A 14539-nucleotide genomic window follows, 5' to 3' on the forward strand; every position below is an offset into this window, starting at 1 on the left:
CAAAATGCCAAAATGTCAAGAATTTCTCAGAGCCTGCTTCTTATAACGGGAAAAATGGCATTTCATTGAACCAGGAAATAGAAAATAATAATTAAATCCCGGAGACAATACTAAAATCAGCTCTTAAATTCCGAAGGTATGATGAAGAAAAAGAAAAACCCCATCAAAACATTCATCGGCAAGTTCATCCTGCTTGAAGCCATCGTGGCAGCCTTCATAAGCGGAACAAGCGAGCATTTTGATTTTCGCATCACACCGATCATCATCCTGTCGCCAGTTCTCGCCCTTACGTTGCTGTTGCTCCTGCGTCGATTCAATATTCTCTCAATGCGGATCGTTTCGCTCGATAATCTGGCTTATTTCGTCACGCTTCCCCTTCTGCTTGCACGCGTCATCGGCCAGCTCATTAGCAGAGGTAATGCCTGGCTCTTGACAGCGCTTCACCCTGAAGATGCGCTCCAGATCGTGCAGTTAGGCCATGAAGTTGATCCCAGCCCCACGGTGAAACTTCTCTTTTTCCCTTTGACCGGGTCGATCGCCTGGATGGCCATGAGCTGGCGCCTGAACGGGACGAAACGCCAGGTTATATTCCTGCCCCTTCTCTGCCTCGTCGTGTCAGCCCTGTGTTTGTTCGTCCCCTTGATGGGCGCGTTTATCGTGCTTTCCCCTCACCATCGCTGAACGCCCCTCTTTTTAGGCCTAGTGTTTTTCCGTCCAGGCAGCAGGCAGGTTTCCTTTCTCGATCGCCTCGTTGAAGGCTTTCCAGTCCTGCTTCGTCTGCCCGGCATAGCTTTGTGAAAAGGCGACAACAGCCTCGGCGAAGTTGCCAGCCCCCGGATAACCAACGTTTCCCCCCGCAGATGGGGGATATCAGGGAGGAACAGAGGGGGCATCAGGACGCACTCCCCCTCGCCTGACGTTCAGGCGGTAACGATCAAGCGGAGCTTGACCCTCCTTTTTCTCTTATGCGCCACGGGTTCTGGCGCTTCCGGTCGAAAAAAAAGCAGATGGCATCTGTGGTTACATGATGTACTCATGGGACATGATGAATTGATTATATTTGTTTTGTGGTCAGAGAGTTTTCATGGAAACATATGAAAAATTTCTTGAGAATGCCCGGGAGTATTTCCCTAAGAAGCCCCCTAAAAATCTTCTTACTCTCATGGGGGTCGATCATTATGAAAACCAGATCACCAACCTGTTATCTTTTTTTCTGTTCGAAGAAAATGAGCATGGTCTCGGTAATATCTTCCTGAGGGCCTTGATGTCTGCGCTGGATCTGGACGGAGATGATTACAGAACACTTTTGCGCAAACCCAAGCGTGAAGTGGTAACGGAAGATGGAAAGCGCCTGGACCTGATTCTCGAAGGGCACTCATGGTCCATGATCATAGAAAACAAGATCAGACACAACCAGGTAAATCCATTCATTTCTTACGAAAGATATGCGGTTCAGAATCTTCAGAAAAATAATGAGATCTTACATTATGTAATCCTGTCACCTGCCGGTTGGAGCGAACACGCAGGCTGGAAGGGTATAAGCTATCCTGTTTTCATCAAAGCCGTGCGCAGAAGACTTCCAGCCGTCAACGACCAGACATATAGACAGAAATGGCTCATTTTTGCTCATGAACTACTTGAGCATCTGGAGAATATTACATGGGAACATCACATGGAAAACAGAAACCAGAAATTCGTATTCAACAACCTTGCCGATATTCGGAAAATCAAAAATCTCCAGGCTGAAGTCGTCAAACTCTTTACAGGGGAGATATCGAGCGTGATTTCCTCTGCTATGGAAGGACGCAGAAAAGACGTCATCTCAGGATATTGGCCCAACGGCCCGCGATGGGACATCAAATCCTGGAATGGCAGCCTAGAAGTAAAAATATACTTCAGAAGCCTGACGAATACCATAAAACCGCAAATTAGGGTTTATCTCGATGGAAAATCAAAAGCAGAAAACAGGACAGAAGAAAGAAGAGAGATTTTTATCAAACACTTTTCGGACTGGATGACGGAGAGAGGAGTAAAGGAGAAAGAAAACTTTTATGTTTCCTGGAAATCCGATATTTACGAGAAAGAATTACTCTTCAATAAGCTGCAAGAATGCATAAAACTTACCAATTATTTTTATGATACCTATAATAAACCATGATTATTTCTGGCATAGAACTATCGAACCCGTCGTAAGCATCGCGACAAATAACCATCGGTAATATACCGGAGCCTCGGTTTGCTTGCCAGTTAACTCTCTGGACGAATAAAGTTCGACAATAACTGGCCTCAGGCTCTTCCGACCCGGTTCTACCCTTCAGACGTACCTTGATCAGGCTCTGCGAGATATCCTTCTGAAAATAAAACCTCGTCGATAGAACAGTCTTCATAAATCCACTTGTTCCAGTTATCTTTAATCCAAGACAAGCTTACCGCTGCGCTATCGTGCAAGCACTCTGCAGGCAATAATTGGAATATTATCCCTGCCTTATAACCCGTTGTCACAATGAGCCCGAAGTAGCTATCGCTAGAAGGCACTCTACAAAGCATAAAATCGACTATAGACTCATAAGGATATCTTGCAGGTAATCTGAATACACAACCACTACTTACAAAATCTCTCTTCAATAAAGTTATTTTAGTAAAATTATTCACTCATTCACCTGCGCGTTATTTATATGCCACCACACCATTTTTTAATGGCTCGAACTCAAATCCAGGTTCCCCCAAGCTGCGGCCCCATTGGTGCAAGTATGGAGGTCTTATCCAAACTCTGTGTGAATATAAGCGATCTATATTGGCTGACGCACGAGAAGATGGCACGTCTGGAGCCATTCATTCACCAGGGGCAGCGACCAACCAGAGGTTGATGACCGGCATGTATCGCAAGGAAGCATTCTTGTGAACCATAACGGGCTGCCCGGGCGGTATGTCCTGCAGCAGGATGAGCCATCCAGAACACCCAACAATCGCTGAAAGCGCCGCAGGGATTTCACCCCGATAACGGGGAGCATAAGGACTGGCACCATATTGCCACGCGCTACGACACAGAGCCGAGCTCTTTTCTGCCATCTGCTGCGCCGCCGCCCTCACTATGCGTCATGCACCTAGTGTTTTTTCGCCTGGGCCGCAGGCAGGTCTCCTTTCTCGATCGCCTCGTTGAAGGCTTTCCAGTCCTGCTTCGTCTGCCCGGCATAGCTTTGTGAAAAAGCGACAACAGCCTCGGCGAAGCTGTCACCTGAGCCCAGATAACCGGCAATCATTGCCACGTCGCCAGAGCGGGCATGGGCGCGGGCCAAGGCACGGCCACAAAGCGCCGCATAATCATCAAGCCCTTCCTGCGCCACATCGGCGCCGATAGCCGCGAGGCGACTATCCTTGAGACGCCTCACATAGAACTGCCGGTTTGCGCCATCGAGTTTTCCGGCTCGGCGGTCCGGATTGGCCGGTTCGCTATGCGTCCAGCCAAGGAAAGTATCCGAACTGGCCTGCATCAGTCTCTGCCCCATCACGACGCGCTGTCCCTGATTGTCGTAGCGCGGCCCGGCGAGGTGGGAGGCGAGCACCGATTCCTGCGCCTCCTTGATCTGCAGCAGCAGGGTTTCGCCGTCCGGCGTTGCAAACAGACCGATGGCGCAATAGGTGCCGACACTCCCCACCCCGACGACCTTGAACAGGATGTCGCGCAGCCTGTAGCGCGACAGCAGCACCGCACGCTCTGGTGGCTGGGTCAGAACATAGCGGTCAAAAGCCTCGCGAATGGTGTCATCGCGTGCGGGCAGACGCATGACAAGTGGCGGCTTGACTTTCAGACTCGGTACATTCTTGTCGAACGATACGAGTCCAAAATGGTCGCGCGCACTTTCCAGACGGGCCTCGAGACGAGCCGCAATGCCCTTGCGTGTGTGCTTGTCTGCAAAACCCTCTATGGCAGCCGCCAGATCGATCCGGTCGGACCAGATTTCCAGCGGGCTCATTGGCGCGAGGCGGGTCATTTCGTGCTGATAGGTTTTGGCCATGATCAGCGCATTCTGACGCGCCTGACTTTCTGATGACCCGCTTTCAAGACTGGAGAGAATGAAGGACGTGCCCAAGCGCTTGAGGTCCCATTCAAAAGGCGCCGGATAGGTCTCGTCGAAATCGTTGATATCGAAGACTGCCCTTCCCTCTGCCGAGGCATAGCTGCCGAAATTCGCCAGATGGCAATCGCCACAACTCTGCACTACCGGCCCGGTCGCAGGCGTCGTGGCCAGATCAGCGGCCATCACGACCGCACTGCCGCGCAGAAAGGCAAAAGGCGAGGCGCGCATACGCTCGTAACGTATGGGCAGGAGGTCCTGAATGCGGCTCTCCCCCTGCTTGACCAGTAACGAGACAGGGTCGGCCCGGTCTGGCGCTGCGCTCCATTCGGCATGGGAACTGCGACGAGTCTGTTTGCGCAGATCCTGACCACGGTCATGACGTGCCTGCCGTGGTTCGATTACCGGCCCCGCCAAGCCGGAAGCGGAGAACGAAAGTTCAGTCATAATCATGGAGCTCCAGCAGAAAGGATACGGACGTACCGTCATCCTCTATCAGATTGCGAAAACTTGAGGCTTTCGCCTCATTTTGAACCGAAACGAGCCGAACACTCGGACAGTGCCACAATTTCTCCGTCAGAGATGACCAGTTTGAGGTCTTCTATTCGTCCGATCCGCAGGCCTCTCTCTGCTGCACTCGCCTCCAGGGCACGCCTCCAGCCTGGGATGTCGCCATCATAGGAAAGATCACGAAACATTTTCCCGGATGGCAAGGTGAGCGTGCATAAACCAAGAAGACAGGTACCGCCTTCGATATCTATCTTTTTTCCTGAACTGAATATGCTCGTATTGAGAAGGGCACGAAATTGAGTAGACATTGCCGGTTTTTTTGTGCACTCGAAATACATCACTTCTAGCTTTTCATACCTTTCTATTCCAGCGATTCCAATCTCAGATTGAAATACAATCGGACCACCATATCTTTCTTCGAGACTTCTCCGATTTGCCTCAACAATATCGTCATTATCTTCCATGCCCATTCTCCCCACCAGCTTTATCAAGTCGATCTTATACTCTCGAACTGAATGGTGTTGATCCTTTGCCTTGCCATAAGACCGTAGGCGGAGAACGAAAGTTCAACCATAATCATGGAGCTTCAGCAGAAAGGATACGGACGTACCGTCATCCTCTATCAGAGTGCGAAAACTTGAGGCTTTCGCTTCATTTTGGACCGCGACGAGCCGAACACTCGGACAGTGCCACAATTTCTCCGTCAGAGATGACCAGTTTGAGGTCTTCTATTCGTCCGATCCGCAGGCCTCTCTCTGCTGCACTCGCCTCCAGGGCACGCCTCCAGCCTGGGATATCGCCATCATAGGAAAGGTCACGAAACATTTTCCCGGATGGTAAGGTGAGCGTCCACAAACCAAGAATACAAGTACCGCCTTCGATATCTATCTTTTTTCCTGAACTAAATATGCTCGTATTCAGAAGGGCACGAAATTGAGTAGATATTGCAGGTTTTTTTGTGATCTCGAAATAAATTACTTCTCGATTTTCATACCTTTCTATTCCAGCGATTCCTGTCTAATAGTCGAATACAATTGGCTCCCCAAAAATTTTTTCGAGACCTCTCCGATTCTTTTCAACGATATCGTTATTATCTTCCATGCCCATACTCCTTATCAGATTCATCAAGTCGAATTTGTGCTCTTATGTTTGATATTCCTGATTTCTGGCCATGCCACCGGACAACTATCAGCCGATTGAGATCTGATTGTACTACCTGGCCCACAATACACCTTTCCGTACGCCATCTCTCGCGTCTGGAAGATCCTGCAGAAGATCGATCTGATCACAATTTCATCCCCCCCCTCCGATCAAGAAGGCTTTTACTTCCGTCAGATGGTCTGCATGATAGGATCAACCTGACCCATGTGGCAGGAAACAGTGATTTCAGACCCTGGCAAGACGACAACGCTCGCCAGCTACGCCGCCTGCGCCGAGCCGCACGATATTTTCTGGCGCGCACACGCTATTCGCGCTTTTCACCGTAATGGCGAGGCAACGGCCTCTCTACAGCATCAGGACCAGCAAAGACGCAGCAAGAGCTGGCAGAGTCAGTATGACGCCATAGCGCATGAAGCGCGCATAACTGATGTTCAGCCCGTGCTTGCGCAGGATAATGAGCCACAACACGGTCGCCAGAGAGCCACTCAGCGTCAGATTGGGCCCCAGATCGACCCCGATCAGCAGCGCATCCTGCAAGGCAGGGCTATGGGACGCCAGCAAAGGTGCAAGCTGCGCGGCAAGCAGGCCGGAAGGCAGATTATTGATGACATTGCTCAACAGACCTAAGCCGAACCCCGTGACCAGAATTGCCGTCGCCCCGTTCCCGTATGACACTATGAGCGAAGCCAGTTTCTGAATGACGCCGCTCTGTTCGACAGCCGAAACAAGCACGAACAGGCTCGCCACGAGCGGAAAGACCGACCACGAAATCTCGCGAAGCGCCGGGAGTGGTGACTGACGACGCAGCATCGTTGCCACCACACCAAGCCCTGCCCCGCTCAGTGCTGTCGCCCAGCCGAGCGGACCATGCAGAAAGGAGACGAGGGTCAGAAGCACGATCACCCCGAAAAGCGCCAATGCGACGAACCTCGCTATCGGGTCGAGGCTTGGCAGATCGCAGGCGCCAGTAAACCGGCTGGCGATCTCGCGTCGCACCAATGCAAAAAGCAGAATGAAGCTCACACCGACCGCGAGGCAGGAAGGCACCAGGAAGCGCTCGAGCCAGGGCAAAAGACCGGGCGGTTCGCCCCCGTAAAGCACCAGATTGGCCGGATTACTGATGGGCAGCAGAAAGCTCGCTGCATTGGCGACAAACGCACAGGCCAGCAAGGAAGGGAATGCGTCGATCCGCGCCTTCTGCGCTACGGCAATGACGGGTGGCGTCAGGAGAATGATCGTGGCGTCATTTGACAGAAATGCCGTGGTGACGATTGCGACGGCAAAGACAAGCAGGAAGAGCCGCCGCCCCGATCCTTTGGCATGGAGCAGCGCCGACGCCGCGAGCCAGTCGAATAGTTTTTCCTGACGGGCGACCTCGCTGAGAACCATCATGCCAAAGAGGAAAAGATAGACTTCCTTGCCTGAGGCGATGGCCTTGCCCGCATCATGCCAGCTGCACAGGCCAAGAAGCGGCACCATCAGCGCCGCAAGAGACGTCCACAGCGCCTCTGGCAATTGCCAGGGTCTGAAAAGCAGCCCGGCAATCGCAAAAGCGCAAAGCCCCCAGAGACTATATTCAATCATCTGACGACGCCCTCAAGCCGCCTGCGGCAGCTTTGACGGAGACTCATCGGACTCCCGCGTTTCAGGCATGAGGCAAAGGAAAAAGACGAAAGCCAGTATGGCAATGGCCGTCAGGGACAGGAACCCCACACGATAGCCCTCATACTGCACGATATAGCCACCGATGAGATTGCTGAGCCCGCCCCCGATCCCGACAGCCAGCGCCACCATCCCCTGCAGGAAATTGAAGCGTCCGGTGCCATCAGTCAGGTCAGAAGCAATGATGACGGCAATCACCCCGAAAATCCCGGCAGCGATACCGTCCAGTATCTGAATGGCCACAATGGCGTAAGGCGCATCGAACCAGGAAAACAGCAGGCCGCGTATCGGCAGGATGGCAAAAGCGAGCAGAAAGATCGGTTTACGCCCGATCCCGTGCGCCATGGCGCGGCCCACCCCCCATGCCACGAGCATCATCACGAATTGCGCAACGATCACGCAGGCACTCAGCGTCACCGCCTCCGCCCCCGGATGGCTTTTCGCCATGACCTGCGCCGCGAAGGGCAGCATGGCTGCGTTACCGAGATGGAAAAGGACGATCGCGCACAGAAACACCCAGACCGGGCGCTGCGAGAGCAGGCGACCGATCGCTATTGGCGGCTCATTGTTATCGTCCTCGCTTCCGCGAGCGATTTTCTGGTCGATTTCTGTCGGGCGTATCAGCAGCAACCCGCAGGCACTGGCGATGGCTGACCCGCAGACGAGATAGAAGATCCAGTTCAGGCCGAGATACTGGCCACACACCCCGGCCAGAATGGCCGAGACGAACGACCCGCAATGGTTGATGCCCTGGTTGCGGCTGATACGCCCGGGCAGGCGCCTGCGACCGACCAGACCCAGAGAGATTGCCGCCAGCGCGGGGGGTATGACCGCCGCCGCCGCCCCCATCAGAATCTGCGCGGCCAGCACAGGGGCCATGCCCGACATCGAGATGATAAGAAGGCAGGCAAGCGCCGTGACGAGCGCCGACACGGCAACAAGCGCACGTTTGTGAATGCTTGAATCGACAAGCAGCCCCGCCGGTATCTGACACACGGCAGCGGCAAACCCGGCCATGGCCATGGCGATACCGATCGGCCCGGCCTGCCAGTGACGCGCACTGGAGAGATAGACCGTCAGGTAGGGCCCTACCCCGCCCTGAACATCGGCTAGGAAGAAATTGGTGAGATCGAGCCCTGTAATGCTGCTAGCTGAGGGAGTTTTACCCGCCCCTTCCGGTTTCTTCCTGTTTTCTTCCTGCATGATGGTCACGCAATCACTTCCTGCATTACTTTTCGCCTGGTCATCAGAGGGTCTTTCGCTACTCGGATAACCGAGAGAATTCTAGATCAATACATATAAGAGGCGTCTTTTTTCAGAAGAGCCAGCAAAACGGGATCGTGAGGGAAAATGGCCGGACGCGCTCAACAGGGACGTTGAAGAGCGACGCGAGAACGTGCTTTCCTGCCATGGCGTTCCTTCAGGCTGCGGAACGTTTTCGTGTTTCATCCAAATCAGCATCGTCTGCCCTCAGGGCGACGGGCTTACGGGCAGAGGCAGTTTCAAAATGACCCAGCTCCTGCGTGCATCGGCCTGGCTTGTCTGCGCCGTGTTTGCCCTGATCGGGCTCGCCAAACCCTATTTCCCGACTCATGTCGGGTTCTTTGTCTATCCCGACCGTCACTGGGCCTTTGGCCTCATCAGGGACACGCAGGGCAGTAGCGAGATACTTGGGGTTTTCGTCATACCGATTGCCCTGAGCGTGGCCGCCTTTCTGTTGCTGACACTCGACAGAGACCGCGCCTGCTCCTGAAGCGGGCCGAAAGACCCGCGCTTGCCGCGGGGGATTCCTGCTGACGGCAGCCCGCTTCCCGAGCGCTCAGGCCTCGCCGTATCTTGCAGCATGGCGTGGCGAGATCCAACGGGCCGCCAGCACGAGACAGATGACGAAAATCATGATCGAGCAGGCAACGCTGGCCAGCGCCGCCCCGGTTACCCCGCAGAGCGCCATCAACCCGGCCAGGATCGCAAAATAGAGGGCGATCACTGCCAGACGGTATTTGAGAATGATGGCCAGACGCCCCATCACGGTCAGTAGCGTTTCGAGCGGAATGATGCAGACTTCCAGAAGGGCACTGAACACCATCAGCAGGATGATCGGCATCTCATTGGCAAAGCTGTCATGCAGCATGAGATGGACGATGGCCTTGCCGCCAAACAGCGCCACGACAACCGCCAGCGCGGAAAACCCGAAAATGACCAGAGCCAGTCGACGCGCGACATGACGCAGTTCGCTCCAGTTCTGGTTGTCCCTGAAGCGCACGAATTCGGGATAGAGGCTGGGAATCATCATCTGGGCGGGTTTGGCGAGGCCGTCGCATATCTGCTTCGTCACGCGATAGATCGCGACATCGCGCGCCCCAAGCATGGCACCGATTATCAGTGTGCCGCCCTGTCTGAACAGCGCATCGAGGATCTGGTTGACACTGACCCGCAGCGTAAAGCCCCAGATACCGAGCGTCTCGGATGGCGTCAGAAATGACGAAACAAGCCTGATATCGCCACCCATATGCCGTCGCAGCAATACGAGGCCACCAAGACTGGTCAGGGCGAAGAGGGCAAACTGGTGCAGGAACCAGATGAACAGGAAAAATTCGAGCGGCGCATGGCAGAGAGAACCAATCAGATAGCCAAGCGTACGCACGCAGGTCGAACCGAAATCGAACAGGGCTGCCAGACCGAAACGATTGCACAGCCTGATTACGCCGGTAGACCAGCCCGTATTCATGAAAGCGACCGTCAGCATCATCCAGCTCGCATCGCGCTTGACCGGGTCTGACCAGCCCAGAAAATGCGTGCCGGTCAGGGCAATCACGATCACCCCTCCGACAAGGCCGATTGCTGCGCTGATCATGTCCGAACGGATGCAATAGCCAAGGACAGGCATGAAACGACGCCGGTCACGCGCCTCAAACGCGGCGGTACCGTAATGAAGCAGGGTCTGCCATGACTGCAGATGCGTCATGTCGGAAACCAGCGTCACAAAGGTGGTGATCAGCAAAAGCACACCGAACGTCTTGAGCCCGAGGGCGTGAACAGCCCATGCCACATAGGCAAAGCTGCACAGCGCGTTGATGATCCGGCTGGAAATCAGAAATCCGGTATTGCTGAAAATGCGGTGCAGCGCCGAGCGTGGTTCAGAAGCCATGGGGCGGCAAGAGATCGCGATAGAAAGGTTTTGTCAAAGGGCATGCCCAGTGAGCCCTGCATGGGCCATCGAGGCCATGGGGCTCTGAGCTGGCATATCGAGACGCTCCATCAGGCGCGGCTCCCCTGACCGGAAACGCATGAGGGCGAGAAAATCCTCGCCCCCTCGCGAGACATGAAAGGGCGCAACGAGGGAAGCAAGGGCTTCGCAATCCGGCGCAGGGTCTGAAAGCAGCGCGCTCATGGCCCCGGCGAGTGCCGCGACATCGCGTGTCGGTACGCTGCGCCCGGCAATGGCGTCGGCAGTCAGAGTGTCGACAGCGGGTGAGCAACGCGTCGAGACGATCTGCCGCCCAGCAGCCAGGGCTTCGAGCAGAACAGCACCGAAGCTCTCGCAATGAGAGGACAGGACGAACAGGCGCGCCTGCTCCAGATACGGGCGGATGCTGGGCACATAACCTGTCAGCGTCACACGCCCGGCAAGACCGAGCCCATCAATCAGGCTTTCGAGCGCGCCGCGTTCCGGCCCCTCGCCACAGATCACCAGCCTTGCCTCGGGGCGCCGGGCGGCGACCGCATGAAAGGCGTTGATCAGCAGATCGAACCCCTTGATCGGCACGAGGCGCCCCGCTGCAAGAATGGTCGCCGACCCTTCGGGCACAGGGCATGGACGCCCCTCATCCCATAATGCCGGCAAGGGCACGACATCGACATGGGCGCACCCCACGATCTCACGCGTCTCACGCGCCAGAGGTTCGCTGAGTGTGGTGATGACATCGGCCTTGCCGAGCAATCGACGCATACGCCAGTCATAACCAATCTGGACCAGACGCGAGCGATTGCTGCGACAGACCGGCGAACTCACCTGCGCCACGATATGAGGGGCCTGTCCGGCGGGCAGGGATTTAAGCATCGGAATGACGGGCCAGTGGCTGTTGCCCGGCACGTAGCAGGACTCGATCCTGCGCTGGCGCAGCACCGCGCGTGCGTGAAAGGCGAGAGACCAGGCGAGACGCGTGTCACCCAGAGCAGGGCTAAGGCCCAGGTCAACAATCTCGACCGAAGGGTCGAGCAGCGCCCTTAGCGGGCCATCGTCGCGACCCACCAGAAGGGTGACGGCAATCTGGCGCGACGCCCAGTAATTGGCGAGACCGATAGCCACGCGTTCGCTGCCGCCAAGACGGAAATCACGCAGGACGATGGCGATGGAGCCCGGCACCGAAGCCGACGGGCCGCACTTGATAGGGGTAATGACGGACATAAGAATCAGTCGTTCTGGCCTGCGAGGGAAGACCCGCCCTGATTGTCATAGTTTGACACAAGATACAATGCGTTACTTTTCCGGATACGGCAAATCCGGCCGGACTGCCCTCGCAGGCATAATACCATACGAGAGCAGAACGCAGTAAGGACCTCAGACCGCAATCAATCCTTTGTTGCAGGCGCGTCCGAAGGGGCCGATTTACCAGGCCGGGTCGAGTGTTCGACATCATAGGCCGTGGCTTTTTCTTCATAGCTGCCCTTTGCGCCCGGATGCTCCTTGTCATAGAGCGCGGCCTTTTCACGAGCTTCCTTGCGGTATTCGTGACGCTTGTACATGCCCGTGGCACACCCACCGACAGCGCCGAGCACGCCATGATTGACCAGATGGCCGCCGACAGCACCGGCAGCCCCGTATTTCAGGCATCCGCCCGGTTCGGCATGGGCGAGAGGGGCGACGACGAAGGCCAGCAGGGTGAGGCCGAGAAATGGACGCATGGACTTTTCCTTGAATTATCAGGGCCTCCTCACGTTCGAAGACGCCCTGATGGTAGAAGAGTGAAAAACCGCTCGGGTTCAGATTTCGACCTGATGCCCGATTTCAACCAGACGCTCGCGCGGCAGGGTGAACCGATCGGAAGCACGCACCGCGTTGCGATAGAGAAACCCGAACAGAATGCGACGCGGCGAGACCATCTTGGGTGTCTTGAGATCTGGCACAACGTCGTCATCGCCAGCAAAGAACACCAGCTTGTCGAGGTCCAGCGTGCAGCCCTGCTCTTTTGCCTGACCGAGCACGTAATAGAGATTGGGTATCTCGACGAAACCGAAGGTGACGTTGATCTGCCAGATCCCGTTGCCAAGATCCTTTGTTGTCATGCGCTCAGCGGAAGGGATGCGGGGCACAGTGTCGAATTTGACGTTGAGCACCACAACCTGCTCCGGCAGGCAGTGAAAATCGGCCACATGACGCATGACGATGGGCGGCAGGGCGCTCTCATAGCGCGAGAGAAACACAGCAGCCCCCGGTGTTCTGATCATCTCGCCATTACGCAGTTTCTGCAGAACCTTGTCCGAACGCTCACCAAGGGGCGCCAGACCGGCTCGAAGCAGAATGATACCACGGCGCCATGTTGTCATGATGATGTAGATGAACAGGCCTATCAGAAGCGGCACATAGCCGCCCTTGTCGATCTTGAGCAGATTGGCAACAAAGAACGCGACATCGATGATCGCAAAGAACAGGGCAATCGGCAGCGCCTTCCAGAGCGGCCATTCCCAGCGTTCGCGCATCACATCAAAGACGAGCAGTGTCGTCATGAGCATGGTTGTGGAAACTGCCGTGCCGTAGGCCCCTGAGAGCGCATCGGAGCTCTTGAAGCTCAGAGCGATCAGCAGCGTCACGACCATCAGCATCCAGTTGACGACCGAAACATAGATCTGGCCGTATTCGCTGTCCGACGTCTGACGGATATTGAGGCTTGGAAACCATCCGAGCTGCATCGCCTGACGCGTAAGCGTGAAAGCGCCCGTGATGATGGCCTGGCTGGCAATGATGGTCGCAAACGTCGCCAGCACCACCATCGGCAGTACCAGTGCATGGGGCATGGACGCGAAGAACGGGTTGTCCTTGATCTGCGGGTGGCTGACCAGAAACGCTGTCTGCCCGGCATAGCTCAACACCAGCATAGGCAATACGATAACAGCCAGAGCTAGCCTCACACTGGGGCGCCCGACATGGCTCATATCGGCATAAAGCGCTTCGGCACCCGTCACGGAAAGAAAGACGGCACCCAGAATGACGAGACTATTGGCGCCATGCTCATAGAGAAAGTGCAGCCCATAGAACGGATTGAGCCCGATCAGCACTGACGGATCATGGAGCAGCGAGCTGAGCCCGATCCCGCCCAGGGCGAGAAACCAGAGCAGCATGATCGGCCCGAAGACAGCGCTGATGCGCGCCGTTCCCAGAGGCTGGATAGCGAAAATGCCGAACAGGATAACGGCAGCAATCGGCAGGATGTAGGGCTGGAGTGATTTGGTCACGACCCCGATGCCCTCGATGGCACTCAGAACCGAGATGGCAGGCGTGATCGCCCCATCACCGTAGAGCAGGGCAGCACCGAACAGCCCCGCCGCGGCAAGAAGCGTGCCGCGCGTGTACCAGTGCTTGCCGAACGAGCCGCCAACAAGAGAAAAAAGGGCAAGAATACCGCCCTCCCCCTTGTTGTCGGCGCGCATCACGACGGTCGCATATTTGACCGCCACGACCAGGATCATGGTCCAGACCAGCAGAGAGAAACCGCCGAGAAGCGTCTCGCGGTCTGTCGAGCCTGTGTCGTTCAGGACGGTCTGGAGGGTATAAAGTGGGCTGGTTCCGATATCACCAAAAACGATGCCAAGTGCTGCCAGCGCGCCCGGCAGCACCTTCCTGTTTTCTTCGGCCATACGGCTCCCCGTTTTATGCCGCCTCGGCCCTCATTCGTGATGGGAGGCGTCGGCGTCCAGAAGTTTGACGTCGATGATCATCGCGCCTGAAAAATACATGGGCTTGACGAGATGCTTGATGATGTAGTGCCCATCGCCCCCTTCGATCCGCACCGGCACAGTGATATCGTAACCGGAGAGACGGGCGTCGTAGGTGGCCTCCTCGCCATTAAGCGAAACTAGGGCGATCAGTTCATCATTTGTCATAATTTTCTCCACAATCCCGCGTCGGGCTG

The 14539-nt window shown here is 55.6% G+C and carries 13 protein-coding genes; 3 read left to right on the forward strand and 10 right to left on the reverse strand.

Features of this window, described 5'->3' with window-relative positions; all coding sequences use genetic code 11:
- Positions 1-138 precede the first annotated feature (138 nt).
- Both IEV53_RS06580 and IEV53_RS06585 read left to right on the forward strand, forming a co-directional pair.
- Positions 139-681, forward strand: a complete 543-nt coding sequence (locus tag IEV53_RS06580; RefSeq protein ID WP_188426007.1) for a hypothetical protein — start codon at positions 139-141, stop codon at positions 679-681.
- Between the two features lie 403 nt (positions 682-1084).
- Complete coding sequence (locus IEV53_RS06585; RefSeq protein WP_188426008.1) at positions 1085-2158, forward strand: PD-(D/E)XK nuclease family protein; 1074 nt, start codon at positions 1085-1087, stop codon at positions 2156-2158.
- Positions 2159-2307: 149 nt separating this feature from the next.
- Here IEV53_RS06585 and imm45 read toward each other — a convergent pair whose 3' ends face one another.
- The 5 genes from imm45 to IEV53_RS06610 form a co-directional block, all read right to left on the reverse strand.
- Positions 2308-2652, reverse strand: a complete 345-nt coding sequence (gene imm45, locus IEV53_RS14940) for an Imm45 family immunity protein (protein ID WP_188426009.1) — start codon at positions 2650-2652, stop codon at positions 2308-2310.
- Between the two features lie 452 nt (positions 2653-3104).
- Positions 3105-4523: a DUF2252 domain-containing protein gene (locus IEV53_RS06595; RefSeq protein WP_188426010.1), complete on the reverse strand. Its 1419-nt coding sequence runs from the start codon at positions 4521-4523 to the stop codon at positions 3105-3107.
- Between the two features lie 77 nt (positions 4524-4600).
- The gene (locus IEV53_RS06600; protein ID WP_188426011.1) at positions 4601-5050 is read right to left on the reverse strand and encodes a hypothetical protein; all 450 of its coding nucleotides are present in this window, start codon (positions 5048-5050) and stop codon (positions 4601-4603) included.
- 1042 nt (positions 5051-6092) lie between these two features.
- Entirely contained in the window at positions 6093-7331 is a 1239-nt protein-coding gene (locus IEV53_RS06605) for an SLC13 family permease (protein ID WP_188426012.1), read from the reverse strand.
- 12 nt (positions 7332-7343) lie between these two features.
- Entirely contained in the window at positions 7344-8612 is a 1269-nt protein-coding gene (locus IEV53_RS06610) for an MFS transporter (protein ID WP_188426276.1), read from the reverse strand.
- Between the two features lie 304 nt (positions 8613-8916).
- Here IEV53_RS06610 and IEV53_RS06615 point away from each other — a divergent pair, with 304 nt between their 5' ends.
- Entirely contained in the window at positions 8917-9162 is a 246-nt protein-coding gene (locus IEV53_RS06615; protein ID WP_188426013.1) for a hypothetical protein, read from the forward strand.
- Between the two features lie 66 nt (positions 9163-9228).
- Here IEV53_RS06615 and IEV53_RS06620 read toward each other — a convergent pair whose 3' ends face one another.
- The 5 genes from IEV53_RS06620 to IEV53_RS06640 form a co-directional block, all read right to left on the reverse strand.
- Entirely contained in the window at positions 9229-10557 is a 1329-nt protein-coding gene (locus IEV53_RS06620; protein WP_188426014.1) for a lipopolysaccharide biosynthesis protein, read from the reverse strand.
- A 33-nt stretch (positions 10558-10590) separates the two neighbouring features.
- On the reverse strand, positions 10591-11817 hold the full coding sequence (locus IEV53_RS06625) for a glycosyltransferase (protein ID WP_188426015.1): 1227 nt from the start codon (positions 11815-11817) through the stop codon (positions 10591-10593).
- Between the two features lie 164 nt (positions 11818-11981).
- Positions 11982-12314 (reverse strand): hypothetical protein, encoded by a 333-nt coding sequence (locus IEV53_RS06630; RefSeq protein WP_188426016.1) that lies wholly within the window; start codon positions 12312-12314, stop codon positions 11982-11984.
- A 78-nt stretch (positions 12315-12392) separates the two neighbouring features.
- Positions 12393-14264: a potassium transporter Kup gene (locus IEV53_RS06635; RefSeq protein ID WP_188426017.1), complete on the reverse strand. Its 1872-nt coding sequence runs from the start codon at positions 14262-14264 to the stop codon at positions 12393-12395.
- A gap of 30 nt (positions 14265-14294) precedes the next feature.
- Positions 14295-14510: a hypothetical protein gene (locus IEV53_RS06640; RefSeq protein WP_188426018.1), complete on the reverse strand. Its 216-nt coding sequence runs from the start codon at positions 14508-14510 to the stop codon at positions 14295-14297.
- Positions 14511-14539: the final 29 nt, after the last annotated feature.

This window comes from Asaia siamensis (assembly GCF_014635085.1).
Taxonomy (GTDB): domain Bacteria; phylum Pseudomonadota; class Alphaproteobacteria; order Acetobacterales; family Acetobacteraceae; genus Asaia; species Asaia siamensis.

Excerpts from the sequence above, each read along its gene's own strand:
- IEV53_RS06580 (WP_188426007.1), top strand. The coding sequence starts at position 139 with ATGATGAAGAAAAAGAAAAACCCCATCAAAACATTCATCGGCAAGTTC.
- IEV53_RS06585 (WP_188426008.1), top strand. The coding sequence starts at position 1,085 with ATGGAAACATATGAAAAATTTCTTGAGAATGCCCGGGAGTATTTCCCT.
- IEV53_RS06595 (WP_188426010.1), bottom strand. The coding sequence starts at position 4,523 with ATGACTGAACTTTCGTTCTCCGCTTCCGGCTTGGCGGGGCCGGTAATC.
- IEV53_RS06600 (WP_188426011.1), bottom strand. The coding sequence starts at position 5,050 with ATGGAAGATAATGACGATATTGTTGAGGCAAATCGGAGAAGTCTCGAA.
- IEV53_RS06605 (WP_188426012.1), bottom strand. The coding sequence starts at position 7,331 with ATGATTGAATATAGTCTCTGGGGGCTTTGCGCTTTTGCGATTGCCGGG.
- IEV53_RS06610 (WP_188426276.1), bottom strand. The coding sequence starts at position 8,612 with ATGCAGGAAGAAAACAGGAAGAAACCGGAAGGGGCGGGTAAAACTCCC.
- IEV53_RS06615 (WP_188426013.1), top strand. The coding sequence starts at position 8,917 with ATGACCCAGCTCCTGCGTGCATCGGCCTGGCTTGTCTGCGCCGTGTTT.
- IEV53_RS06620 (WP_188426014.1), bottom strand. The coding sequence starts at position 10,557 with ATGGCTTCTGAACCACGCTCGGCGCTGCACCGCATTTTCAGCAATACC.
- IEV53_RS06625 (WP_188426015.1), bottom strand. The coding sequence starts at position 11,817 with ATGTCCGTCATTACCCCTATCAAGTGCGGCCCGTCGGCTTCGGTGCCG.
- IEV53_RS06630 (WP_188426016.1), bottom strand. The coding sequence starts at position 12,314 with ATGCGTCCATTTCTCGGCCTCACCCTGCTGGCCTTCGTCGTCGCCCCT.
- IEV53_RS06635 (WP_188426017.1), bottom strand. The coding sequence starts at position 14,264 with ATGGCCGAAGAAAACAGGAAGGTGCTGCCGGGCGCGCTGGCAGCACTT.
- IEV53_RS06640 (WP_188426018.1), bottom strand. The coding sequence starts at position 14,510 with ATGACAAATGATGAACTGATCGCCCTAGTTTCGCTTAATGGCGAGGAG.